This window comes from Bacteroides sp. AM07-18 (assembly GCF_003602695.1).
GTDB classification, from domain to species: Bacteria; Bacteroidota; Bacteroidia; order Bacteroidales; family Bacteroidaceae; genus Bacteroides; species Bacteroides uniformis.
Map to the genome: position 1 here is coordinate 133,266 of NZ_QTLM01000011.1, position 10,593 is coordinate 143,858.

The window sequence follows — 10,593 nt, forward strand, 5'->3', positions numbered from 1 at the left end:
ATAAGTCATTTCGTATTATGGCTACTCACCTACTTCTATTTTAACTGCTTGTTTTAACTCCACACTCAAAGAGGCATCATCCTTTAACGGTGTCCAGAACACCCGGCGGCATTCATTCTTCTGCAAAAGACAACGATGATAGCGACTGCCGGACAGATGCTCCGTATCGATATGGAAGGAACCGGTATTGACATCCCAGTCGGCTATCTCGTCCAGATTCAGATAAAGGTTGCGCACTGTGCCGCTGTTGAGATGCAAGCTCTGCGCCTGCGCCGCAAGCGCAGTGACATGGCAATCTTCCAGCCGGGCAAGGTATCGCGTGCGGAAAGAGAGCGTATCGCAACGGAGTCCGTAGAAATTGGCTTCCATATCTTCCACATCTACCACAACCGCTTGTACCTCCGCAGGCAACCGCAATTCCATCCCTTCTGAACGAACCCTTATCCAAATGTCATTCTGAAGATGCTGTTCCAGCTTATCCTCCGGAAAGTCAAAGGTGACGAGCAGGGTATCGCCAACGGAAGTCATCGACATAAAAGCCTCCATATCCCCTGCATAGGAGAAACTGCCCTGCTGCAAAGAGTCTCCGGCAGTTACCTCCAACGGCACTTCCCCGAACGAGAACATACGCTCTGCCTCCACAATACCTTCTTTTTTCTGTTTCCACACCACCGGAGGCTGTGTCAGCTTCAACACCCTGCACGAGGGCAGCTGCACCGTTTTCCGTTCTCCGCCGATTTCCATAAAATTATCTTTCTGAGTGACATTGCGGTCCACCACATAGAACATGAGTCCGCATACCATTGCCACACCGGTAACCAGCATTCCTATCATTATATAAGTCGTTCGTTTCATAACTGTCTTCTTTTATTTTTGTTTCTTGATAAACTCCTGATACATCCCGGACAACTCCTCGGCAGAGATGCCCAGCGTGAAAATCTGCTTGAAGAAATAATCCACTTCCTCCTTCAGAAAATACTCTTTCCTCAACGAAAGAATCAGCTTACGTGCACCTACCGACACAAAATAGCCGATACCCCGCTTGTTGTAAATCACTCCTTGCGTCTGCAAGTAGTCGTACGAACGCATCACCGTATTGGCGTTGACCTCTACCACAGCCGCATATTCCCGTACCGAAGGAATACGTTCTTCCTCCTGATATTGCCCGAGAAGTACCTCGTCGCAAATGCGGTCTGCTATTTGCAGGTAGATGGCTTTACTTTCCTTAAAGTTCATAGTTACCAACGATTAATGATTTCGGACTCCTTGAAACGGAAATAGGCAAGCACCCAGTTGAAAAGGGCGAAAAACGAAGTTATAAAAATCAGCCAGCCGCCCGATGCCTCTCTGTCAATATAGGGCTCAGTCATGAAGAAGTTATTAGGCAGAATGGCCTTCAGGCACAATACAGCTATCAGGATATATGAAACGAAGATGCAGACACCGGCCGCAAAAGTCTTGATAAGTGCATTTTTGGGCCAGACCGTACTACCCAGCAGGAAGAAAGACTGTAGGAAAAAGTAGCAGCTCAGGAATATCCCCACCACAGCCGGTCCGCTTCCTATCGTCTCATAGAAACAGTTCGTGTTACAGCAGAATTCCCACAACGGAAAGGAGTGAACGACATGCAGCTCCGGGTAGGCCAGAAGATAGAAGACGACTCTTGTCAAGTCCGCCAGCTTGAAAGCTATCAGAAAGACCAAGATAAAGCCGCAGGTAGCCACCAGCCAGCGGGCAAAGAATTTCTCGAACATGGTGGCAGGTGTCATGAGCACAACGGTACGACTCGTCTTGCTTTTCATCCTTTCCATGGTAAACGAGGCGCTAATGCATCCCCAAATGACAAGTCCCCAAAGAAAGAATCTGGACTCAAACTCCCAGATAGGGTCCATGCCCACAGCTCCCGCTTCCAGATTGTGATACTGATAGTATCCATTCCAGACAAAGACTATGGCCAACATTCCGTAGACCATCACCGAGCGGAGTATATAGGTCTTCCAATTCTCCACCATCTCTTTGCGGCATACGTTCACAAAGCGATGCAAACTAAAAAAGGTATCGCGTATCATTATTCATTTGTTTTAGTGTGAAACATTTCCGCTATCTTCCCAGGCTCTGCAAGTACGGCGCCAAACAGCAGTTCAAGATTAATCTCCGATTCCTCACCTTCCGTATTGGGCAGCATCAAGAAATTGCCTTGTACGGAGGGAAGCGTGTACAAGGCAGTCGCAGCCAACTCCCGGTCGTCACTCTCCAAGAAGAACAGCTTACTGCAAATGCTGGCAGTGGATTCGTCCAGCAATACGCGGCTGTTGTCCATAATCAGCACATGGTCCAGTACTTTGTCAATGTCACGCACCTGATGGGTGGAAATGACAATCGTCTTGTCGTCCGACATACCCGAAGCCAGAAATTTGCGGAACTGGCTCTTTCCCGGAATATCCAGTCCATTGGTAGGCTCATCCATCAGCAGCAGGGAAGTATTGGTGGCCAGCGCAAAACTCATGAAGATTTTCTTTTTCTGCCCCATGGACAAGGCTCCCAAATCAGCATCCATATCCATCTCGAAGAAATGTAGGTACTTCACCATGTCTTCCTTGCTGAAACGGGGATAGAACTTACTGTTCAGTTCAATATAGCTGACCAAGGAAATAGGAGGCAGCTCGAACTCCTCGGGTACCAGAAACATGTCCTGCAACGTGACGGGCAACCGGCGGCGCATGTCGGTATCATGATACATCACTCTCCCACGTTTGGGAGCCAACAAACCGCTCATCAGATAGAGCAACGTAGACTTGCCGGCTCCGTTCTTACCCAACAGACCGTAAACCCGGCCGGCTTCCAGCGAAAGTGAAAAATCGCTCAGGACTTCTTTCCGCCCCTTGCGATAACTAAATGAAATGTTTTCTACTTGTAACATACGCTTGGATGAATTAAATATCTTATTGTTTATGTGTATTAGTATAATAGTACACCGCAAAAGTAGACATTCTTTTCAATACGACAAGCGTTTCAAGAAAAAAAATGCTCAGAAAAAGGAACAATTCTATTCTTTGGTTCGAAATTAGCCTCACACGCAAGAAGATTAGGACACTTCTGTATCCATTTAGGACTCTATATTTCCTGCCACTTGCTTTACATTTGCAAAGGAGCTAAAGACATGAATATGAAAAACGAAGAAAAGATTTACCAACTTAACACATACAATATAGCAGAATATACAAGTACGGACTATACCGACAACGATATTGCTATACTTGGAGATTTCAAGAACTTGCTTTTCAACAAGTATTTCAAGTTGAATGCAAACATCTATGTGGTCTGTGTAAAAGGAAGACTGCAGATAAACATCAATACCCAAAAATATGCTATCTACCCCGGTGAGATGCTGATTTGTATGCCCAATATGATTCTGAGCAATTGCACAACCAGTTCCGACTTCAAGGGCGCCATGTTCTGTCTGTCGACCCAGATTACACAGAAGTACCTTCATAAAAGTAGTGACATATGGAACAAGGCTTTCTATATCAGCCAGAATCCGGTAGTACGCATTGACAAGGACAGAGTGCAACTGTTCGATTTATACTATAAGGTGATACGTGCCCGAATGAAACAAGCGGAGCAGCCCTACTACAAAGAAGTCATCAGGTCGCTGATACGCACCATGCTGTATGAGCTGCTGGCAGATTTAAACCAGTTGAGCACCCCTCCCGAAAGCCAAATGGTGAAGCGGAGCAACATTCTATTCAAGAGATTCCTCGACCTGCTGGCCTGCACCGAGGTGAAAAAACGTTCTATTTCCTATTATGCGGGTAAGCTGTGTGTTACTCCCAAATATCTTTCCACCGTCTGCAAAAAGGTCAGCGGAAAGACAGCCTTCGAGTGGATAAACGATTATGTGGTCGAAGACATCAAATATTTTCTGAAGTATTCCAATAAGTCTATCAAGGAGATTTCCGAGCATCAGGATTTCCCCAACATCTCCTTTTTCGGGAAGTATGTGAAGACACACTTAGGCACTTCACCCACGGACTACCGCAAGCAATCACTGCCTCCAAGGGGGACCCTGCAACAAAAAAGGAGGAGCTAAGAATCACTCTCCACTCCTCCCGACACGACAAACAACTAAAATTATTGCTATTTGATGCCGTCCAATGCCTTGTTTGCTGTGGCATTGGTGGGGTCGATAGCCAGAATTTTATTCCAGTACTCTTTCGAAGTAGCATAGTCACTCTTCAACAGATAGTAGTAGCCCAGATAACTGTAACACTCTATCAATGCAGAGTTGTACCTCGGTTCGTTTTTGGCAAGCAGTACGTCCACCACCTTCTCGTAATAAGGTTTCGCCAATCCCTCTGTAGTTTCGGGGTCCATGGCAGAGTGTGTGCGGGCGCGCCACATATCTCCCAAATAACTGTCGGGAGCTTGTTCGGCAACAAGTGCGAACACAGAGTCGGCAGCCTGCAATGCCGCCATGCGGTCGGCAGACTGAACGGAGAGAGTGTCCGAGGACGTACCCTCTCCGTAGTACAGACGCCCTAACTGGAATAAGTTTTCGGACGTCTTTTTATCTTGTGCCAGCGAGTCATAGTACTTTTTATAAGCAGCAATGGCTTGGGTATAGTCGTTTTTCAATTCATAAGCATCGGCAATCTCACGCCACAAATCCACCTGACTCTCATCCTTCTCCAATGCCTTACCATATTCCTCAATGGCCTGGTCATATTTCTTCAGAGCACTCAACAGAGCACCGTGATAGCGGTAATCCAAGCATGAATAATCGGCATTATCCGAAGCATTGAAGAAAGCATCGGCAGCCTTCTCTGCCTCGTCATAACGCTTGAGGTCGACATTGTTGTACATCACAAGCCGGTTGAATGCGGCATGGCGGGCATTCTTCTGCAAACCTTTCTGCGCCACCGCCAAGGATTTCTCGAAGTCGTGGTTCAGGAATAGTGCAAAAGCATATTTCAGGATGTCATCTTCCGTAGCCACGGGAGTATCGATGAACTTGGCATAGGTGTCGGCAGCCTTGCCAAAACGGTTGGTGGCGTAATACACTTCCGCCAGCTCCTTGTCTGCTTCCAGGCAATCCGGAGCTATGGCCTTCAGCTGGTTCAGCTTCTCTATGGCCTGCGAAGGACTGGCAGACTTGTATGCCTGCGCATATTTCAGATACGCATCCTTATAATTCGAATCAAAATAGATGGCTTGCTCATAAAGCTGGCATGCCTTTCCGATATCTTTTCGGGCAAAAGCGATGTCACCCTCGAGTACAGAAACTGCCGGAGCCTTGTTGTCGGCCTTTCTTGCCATCTCCAGATAGGTTTCCGCCTCTTTCAGCTGTCCTACATCCAGATAGGCACGGGCCACGGAAGTCACAAGCTCCACATTTTTCTTGTTCTTGCCCTTCAGCAGTTCTCCGGCTGCGTCGGAAGCCTGCTCCGGATTCGTCTTTATCAGACTTTTTACTTTATCCACCCCCGCCTGCCATTCGGGCACCGGCGTTTGTGCGGCGAGCGTACCTGCAAACAGCATCGCTCCCAAACAAAATACAAATCTACGTTTCATGTTAGCATTCATTTTAGTTATTCATCCTTGACGTTCACCACGCGCACCGGTTGGGTGGCGGGGACCAATCCCGACTTCAATATAATCCGCTGTCCCCGGTCGGAAGCGAGGAAAGAGGCAAATCCCCACGGAAGTGCGCTCCGCGGATCATTCAACAAGGCATAGATGCTGCGTGCCAACGGATAATCACCGTAATACAAATACGCCTGATAGGGTTTGTAACTGTTGTCCGGCATGGCCTTGTCAGCAGCACTGACGGACATCAGCCGCACCTCTTTACTGAAAGAGAGCCCCGTACTGTCATTCCGGTCGCTCAGCCAGTTCACGCCGATAATACCGATGGCATCAGGCGTGCGGGCCACGTAGTCAATCACCTCCCTATTGGTTTTCAACGCTTTCAACTGACTGGAAAGCGGTACACCCTTACAGATGGAATCGACAGCAAAACGTACGGTACTGGAGTTCTTGTTGTCAAACACAAGACTGATATCCCCCAGACGGGAAGCCGGATAGATATCTTTCCACTGCTTCGCATCACCCGTCAGGATGCGGCGGATGTCCTTCACACTAATCAATGAATCTGGATTGCCAAGATGGGTTATCAATGCCAGCCCATCCGTAGCAATCTTTATCTCCTGCGGAAAAAACTTCCGGCTATTGAAGGAATTCATCTCTTCGGGAGTCAGTCTGCGACTGGTTATTGCCAACCGCAGACTGTCCTTGAGCAAGAGGTTGACGGCATCGACTTCCGTCACATAACGGGGCACAATTCCTGCCAAGGGGAACAGTCCTTCGAACACGTCAATTTCTTCCTGCACAATAGGCTGGAAACTTTCGTCCGCAGCAATTGCAATCACACCGGAGGTATACGTATCCGTTTGTCCGTCCTTGGGCTTGCTTTGGCAGGCAGACAGCAGAGTCAGCAGCACCAGCAAGCCTGAAAGCTGAAGTTGTTTCACCGTTTTCATAACACACACACTTATTGTAATCTAAACATCACCGGTATCGTATATTTCACCGATACGGCCTTACCATTCTGCTTGCCGGGAATCCATTTGGGCATGGACATAATCACACGGACAGCTTCTTTATCCAGATAGGGGTCTACACCTCTCAGCACTTTCACATCACGCACCTTGCCGTCGGCACCTACCACAAACTGGCAGGTTACACGCCCTTGCGTACCGTTTTCCTGGGCAATGGTCGGATACTTCATATTCTTGCTGATGAACTGCATCATCTCGGCCTGACCACCGGGGAACTGGGGCATCTGCTCTACCATATCGAAAACCTTTTCAGGTTCCGGTTCGGCCTGCGTCACCACTTGTTTCAAGTCGGCGATGTCCTTGCCGTGTTCCTCGTCATTACCTTTCACGTCGGCAATGGAGATGGCAACTTTCGTTTCCGTCAGTTCTGTCTGGCTTTTTATTTCATCCTCGTCCCTCACTTCCTCATCCTTTTTGATGACGGGAGCGGTAAACTTAATGGAGCTTTTCAATGCAGGCGGCGGTGGGGCCACGGGCTCTATCCGCTTCATCTCTTCCTGCTTCACTTCCGGTTCTTCCAGCTGCGAAAGGGTAGTCACTTCGGTCATCACCTCTTTCTGTTTGGGGGTAGCCATCTTTATCAGCGTAGGGATACTGAAACCTATCAATGCAATTACAATTACCAGTATCACGGCAATGTTGTGCCGTCTGGGAGAGGTCTCACGCATCTTATAGGCTCCATATGCTTTGTTCTTACCACTGAACACGAGGTCACACCATGCTTGGGAGCTTAAATCTACTTTAGCCATATTCTTTCCTTTCTTTGGGTGTTACACATCATTCAGCAATGTTCTGGGACAATTCGCCCTTGCTTTCGTAGTTCTTCATCAAAAACTCGTCGGCTTCGGCAATATCCGTTATCACATACTTACCTATATTACATATCTGCATTTCATCGAGAGCATCAATCAGATTCTTGTACGAAGACTTGTCGGTAGCCTTGATGATGACTGTCGGCGTATCCTTTCCGCTTTTTATCCCGGAAAGCTGTTTCCGGTAGTCATCCTCTGATATCTTAAGATCCAGTTTCTGCTGCTTCAGTCTGTTCACCTCGTTCACAGCAACTCTATTACGTTGCAGAAGCATTGCCCGCAGACCATCCGCCTGATAGGTAGTTTCCTTCAGTGAAGTATAGTCCTTGTAGTTGGGCTCCCCTTCGTAATAATACAACTTGTTGTCATCCCCCAGCAACAGCGTGATGGCTTGGGAAGCCTTGACTTTGGTCTGCTGCTCCTCGGTGATGGTCTTGTCATTGCTCGGCATGCTTATCTCCATGGTCTGAGGTTTGCTCAGTGAGGTACAAAGCATAAAGAAGGTAATCAGCAACATGTTCATGTCCACCATAGGTGTAAAGTCCACCCTGACAGTCATTTTCTTCTGCTTGCTTTTTCCACCTTTCTTGTTGCCGCTTTCTTGTATTTCAGCCATAATGTTTCCTTTCTTGTTCTACTTGTAACTCGTAGCTTGTCACTCCTCACTTGTGGTCTTCAGAGAAGTAATCAGGTTGTACCGGTTCTCTCTGAGGTCCTGAAGTGAGTTCATCACATTTTTTATTACGGAATAAGGAGTATTGGCATCTGCCTTGATGGCAATGCGCAAATCACTGTTCACTGCACGGGCGTTGCGCACCCAGGCCTTGAACTGATTGTCAATACTGTCTGTCGGTATCCCCTCATTCTTCAATACAGCATCTTGCTGGTCTTGCGGCAAGTCGAGGTATTTCTTCATACTCTTCATCGGCACACCAAAGGTAGACGCCAGCATGAATTTTTTAGTTTCCTCCGGAGTGAAAGTCACTCCATACTCCTGCCCCATAGCTTCCAGCACTTCGCGCAAGTCGGACTGCTTGTCCAGACTCATAAATACTTTTCCGCTCGGATCGACCAATATCTGGAGTACATTTGTCTCCGGAATCTTAATCTCGGATACAGAGGCGGGAGTCGTTACTTGTACCGGCTCTTTCTTCACGAACGTAGAAGTCAGCATGAAGAAGGTCAGCAGCAGTACAGTTACGTCACTCATCGCCGTCATATCGATGAACGTACTTTTCTTTTTTATTTTCGCTCTGCCCATAATCGTTTCATTGAAAATTAAAATTGAGAATTCATTCGTTGAATAGATAATAGAAGCCTACGTCACAGCGCAGCTCCAACTATCAGCAGTCAACTATTTATGGGTAGCTGCAAAAGTCTGCACGATGGAGAAACCAACCTCATCGAGGCTGTAAGTCAACTTGTCAATCTTGTTTGTATAATAGTTGTAGGAGATAACGGCCAATGCACCGGTCAAGATACCGAAGGCAGTATTAATCAAAGCCTCGGAAATACCTTGCGACAGAGCCATGGAGTCGGCTGAACCTCCGGCTGCAAGAGCGGCAAATGAACGGATCATACCGATAACCGTACCAAGCAATCCCATCAATGTACCTAAAGTCGTGATGGTACCAATAATAGGAAGATTCTGCTCCATCATCGGCAGTTCCAGCGCAGTGGCTTCTTCCAATTCCTTCTGGATGGCAAGCAGTTTCTGGTCTTTGGACAGCTCTGTGTCATTCTCCATCTCGGCATACTTCTTCAAAGTGGCATTTACCACATTGGCTACAGAACCACGTTGTGAATCGCAGATTTGTTGTGCCTTCTTCATATCACCTTCAGCCAAGGCTGCTTTGATGTTAGCTACGAATTTCACCAATGACCCCTTACCAAAGGCAGCGCCAATGGCAATATAACGTTCAATACTCAGTGCGATGACAGTCAGCAAAAGCGTTTGAATTACAGGAACAATGAATCCACCTTTATAGATGGTACCGAGGAAGTTACCCGGCAACGGATGGTTGTTCGGGTCGTTGTTCATAAAGTTGGAGGGATTTCCCAACACAAAGTGAAAAATAAGCACGGCGATGATAAAACAGATTACGATTACCCAACCGGCGGATCTGATGCCTTTAAAAGAGGCTGCTTTTTTTTGAGTAGTTTCCATGATGAAAAGTTTAATTGTTGGTATTTAAATAGAGTTTTGAAAATAAAGCATAGGGATACGACTTCCCGCTTACGAACCGATAGGGCGTAATCATCCTTGCAACCTTAACTAACATATATGTACACTAAAGGTCACCTGCCTTCAGTCTCTTCAAGACAATAAGGAGAAAAAGGGGGAAATCAATAAGAAGAAAAGTTGGCTAAATCAAAATCCGCCGAAGCGTATAAATATAGTAATCACTGCCCGTCAATGCATAGTACGGGTCTTTATCTGAGTAGTATAATTTAGAGCGGCCTTGCACGAGTAGATTCTCGTGGTTGGATAACATCAAAAGAATGTTTCTGAGGAAAAGATTGTCTTCAATCACCCTGCGCAAACGCTGTTGATGAGAAGAGTAAGTTTCGGAAACCGGTTTGTTTCCCAGTTCGACATCCGTAGTCCATGCGAACTTGGTATTCGTGAACAATGAATTCTTCTTGTCAATACTATTGTCGGAAGTAGAAGAACATGAAGATAAAGAAGCGGAAACTTCAGCAGTTCCGGCCATTCTGTCATCCACCTGCACCAGGTCAATGGCTTTACCGCTAATGCTGCAAGTCAACATCACTAGCATGCATATCCAGAATGTCTTTACAGTTGTTTTCATGTCGTCTAATGATTCTACAATAAATAACAGATGTCTCTCTTATTTGTTTTACAGCTATGTTACTTTCTTTTGTAAAAAGATTAAATTGTTCACTGATTAAAGGATTTACTATACCTTTTAATACACTGTAAAGGTACGAAGAATATATGAAATACGAAAGTGGAAATAGGATATAAAATACTGATTTAAACGTTTTTAATCATTCATTTAGCACCTTAATTCGGGAATTAATCTGATGAATATATGATGAATAATTATATATAATAAGGTATAGTGATTAGCGGTAGAAACGGAATGTTAGAGGAGAGGTATATAAAACGAACAAAGCCTCCGTATCCTTATCAGACACGG

12 protein-coding genes are annotated in these 10,593 nt (G+C 46.3%); 1 reads left to right on the forward strand and 11 read right to left on the reverse strand.

What is annotated here, in order from left to right:
- Positions 1 to 21: 21 nt before the first annotated feature.
- The 4 genes from DW096_RS13690 to DW096_RS13705 are packed head-to-tail and all read right to left on the reverse strand — an operon-like array spanning position 22 to position 2,920.
- Complete coding sequence (locus DW096_RS13690; protein WP_035450293.1) at positions 22 to 855, reverse strand: hypothetical protein; 834 nt, start codon at positions 853 to 855, stop codon at positions 22 to 24.
- A gap of 12 nt (positions 856 to 867) precedes the next feature.
- On the reverse strand, positions 868 to 1,236 hold the full coding sequence (locus tag DW096_RS13695) for a GntR family transcriptional regulator (RefSeq protein WP_005828614.1): 369 nt from the start codon (positions 1,234 to 1,236) through the stop codon (positions 868 to 870).
- 2 nt (positions 1,237 to 1,238) lie between these two features.
- Positions 1,239 to 2,069 carry a hypothetical protein gene (locus DW096_RS13700; protein ID WP_035450294.1) on the reverse strand — a complete coding sequence of 277 codons (831 nt, stop codon included), beginning with the start codon at positions 2,067 to 2,069 and terminating at the stop codon, positions 1,239 to 1,241.
- Positions 2,069 to 2,920, reverse strand: a complete 852-nt coding sequence (locus DW096_RS13705; RefSeq protein WP_005828621.1) for an ATP-binding cassette domain-containing protein — start codon at positions 2,918 to 2,920, stop codon at positions 2,069 to 2,071. Before DW096_RS13705 ends, DW096_RS13700 begins: the two co-directional genes overlap by 1 nt.
- A 246-nt stretch (positions 2,921 to 3,166) precedes the next feature.
- Here DW096_RS13705 and DW096_RS13710 point away from each other — a divergent pair, with 246 nt between their 5' ends.
- Complete coding sequence (locus DW096_RS13710; RefSeq protein WP_008665930.1) at positions 3,167 to 4,090, forward strand: AraC family transcriptional regulator; 924 nt, start codon at positions 3,167 to 3,169, stop codon at positions 4,088 to 4,090.
- Between the two features lie 47 nt (positions 4,091 to 4,137).
- On the opposite strand, the gene DW096_RS13715 is transcribed toward DW096_RS13710, so the two are convergent.
- The 7 genes from DW096_RS13715 to DW096_RS13745 all read right to left on the reverse strand — a co-directional run bounded on the left by DW096_RS13715 (position 4,138) and on the right by DW096_RS13745 (position 10,242).
- Positions 4,138 to 5,583 (reverse strand): lipopolysaccharide assembly protein LapB, encoded by a 1,446-nt coding sequence (locus DW096_RS13715; RefSeq protein ID WP_009037282.1) that lies wholly within the window; start codon positions 5,581 to 5,583, stop codon positions 4,138 to 4,140.
- Between the two features lie 5 nt (positions 5,584 to 5,588).
- Entirely contained in the window at positions 5,589 to 6,539 is a 951-nt protein-coding gene (locus DW096_RS13720) for a PstS family phosphate ABC transporter substrate-binding protein (protein ID WP_005828635.1), read from the reverse strand.
- An 11-nt stretch (positions 6,540 to 6,550) separates the two neighbouring features.
- Positions 6,551 to 7,366, reverse strand: a complete 816-nt coding sequence (locus tag DW096_RS13725) for an energy transducer TonB (RefSeq protein WP_005828639.1) — start codon at positions 7,364 to 7,366, stop codon at positions 6,551 to 6,553.
- 28 nt (positions 7,367 to 7,394) lie between these two features.
- Entirely contained in the window at positions 7,395 to 8,045 is a 651-nt protein-coding gene (locus tag DW096_RS13730; protein ID WP_008665926.1) for a biopolymer transporter ExbD, read from the reverse strand.
- A gap of 39 nt (positions 8,046 to 8,084) precedes the next feature.
- Positions 8,085 to 8,690, reverse strand: a complete 606-nt coding sequence (locus tag DW096_RS13735; RefSeq protein WP_005828648.1) for a biopolymer transporter ExbD — start codon at positions 8,688 to 8,690, stop codon at positions 8,085 to 8,087.
- A gap of 93 nt (positions 8,691 to 8,783) precedes the next feature.
- Positions 8,784 to 9,596: a MotA/TolQ/ExbB proton channel family protein gene (locus DW096_RS13740; RefSeq protein WP_005828650.1), complete on the reverse strand. Its 813-nt coding sequence runs from the start codon at positions 9,594 to 9,596 to the stop codon at positions 8,784 to 8,786.
- 199 nt (positions 9,597 to 9,795) lie between these two features.
- Positions 9,796 to 10,242 (reverse strand): hypothetical protein, encoded by a 447-nt coding sequence (locus DW096_RS13745; protein WP_117963532.1) that lies wholly within the window; start codon positions 10,240 to 10,242, stop codon positions 9,796 to 9,798.
- Positions 10,243 to 10,593: the final 351 nt, after the last annotated feature.

What these genes read in the sequence shown, in the direction of transcription:
- DW096_RS13715 (WP_009037282.1), bottom strand. Translation starts at nt 5,583, where the DNA reads ATGAATGCTAACATGAAACGTAGATTTGTATTTTGTTTGGGAGCGATG.
- DW096_RS13730 (WP_008665926.1), bottom strand. Translation starts at nt 8,045, where the DNA reads ATGGCTGAAATACAAGAAAGCGGCAACAAGAAAGGTGGAAAAAGCAAG.
- DW096_RS13735 (WP_005828648.1), bottom strand. Translation starts at nt 8,690, where the DNA reads ATGGGCAGAGCGAAAATAAAAAAGAAAAGTACGTTCATCGATATGACG.
- DW096_RS13720 (WP_005828635.1), bottom strand. Translation starts at nt 6,539, where the DNA reads ATGAAAACGGTGAAACAACTTCAGCTTTCAGGCTTGCTGGTGCTGCTG.
- DW096_RS13740 (WP_005828650.1), bottom strand. Translation starts at nt 9,596, where the DNA reads ATGGAAACTACTCAAAAAAAAGCAGCCTCTTTTAAAGGCATCAGATCC.
- DW096_RS13725 (WP_005828639.1), bottom strand. Translation starts at nt 7,366, where the DNA reads ATGGCTAAAGTAGATTTAAGCTCCCAAGCATGGTGTGACCTCGTGTTC.
- DW096_RS13695 (WP_005828614.1), bottom strand. Translation starts at nt 1,236, where the DNA reads ATGAACTTTAAGGAAAGTAAAGCCATCTACCTGCAAATAGCAGACCGC.
- DW096_RS13705 (WP_005828621.1), bottom strand. Translation starts at nt 2,920, where the DNA reads ATGTTACAAGTAGAAAACATTTCATTTAGTTATCGCAAGGGGCGGAAA.
- DW096_RS13690 (WP_035450293.1), bottom strand. Translation starts at nt 855, where the DNA reads ATGAAACGAACGACTTATATAATGATAGGAATGCTGGTTACCGGTGTG.
- DW096_RS13745 (WP_117963532.1), bottom strand. Translation starts at nt 10,242, where the DNA reads ATGAAAACAACTGTAAAGACATTCTGGATATGCATGCTAGTGATGTTG.
- DW096_RS13700 (WP_035450294.1), bottom strand. Translation starts at nt 2,069, where the DNA reads ATGATACGCGATACCTTTTTTAGTTTGCATCGCTTTGTGAACGTATGC.
- DW096_RS13710 (WP_008665930.1), top strand. Translation starts at nt 3,167, where the DNA reads ATGAAAAACGAAGAAAAGATTTACCAACTTAACACATACAATATAGCA.